The sequence below is a fragment of the Microvirga antarctica genome, assembly GCF_017921815.1.
In the GTDB taxonomy this organism is placed as follows: domain Bacteria; phylum Pseudomonadota; class Alphaproteobacteria; order Rhizobiales; family Beijerinckiaceae; genus Microvirga; species Microvirga antarctica.
This window is the reverse complement of sequence record NZ_JAGEMM010000199.1, coordinates 1-281: the sequence shown is the minus strand read 5'-3', so window position 1 is coordinate 281 and position 281 is coordinate 1. Positions and strand designations below refer to the sequence as shown.

Genomic DNA, 281 nt, shown 5'->3' with positions numbered 1-281 from the left:
CCATTTTTAACAGCAGATGATGCTCATATTTATCGCGCCAGTTTTTCATTCGCGGCGGCAGATGGCTGGGAAACAGGTGGCCGAATTTCTGCATCGCGCGGTCGGTGAAATGCGGACGGAAAAATTTTACTTTTTCCAGCATCGCATCGGTTCGGCCTTTTAGCGTGAAAAAGAATGGCATCTTGTCGGTGCCGAGTTTATCGATCATCAGAAAGGTATCTTTACCGTACTGCTCCGCAATATCGTAGATATCGCGATGCATATATTCTCCCGCCACTGGC

Annotated in this window: 1 pseudogene; it reads right to left on the bottom strand. The window is 48.0% G+C overall.

The window, feature by feature from the left end:
• Nucleotides 1-262 (bottom strand): annotated as a pseudogene (locus J4G32_RS21475) (D-lactate dehydrogenase); the annotation flags it as partial.
• Nucleotides 263-281 lie beyond the last annotated feature (19 nt).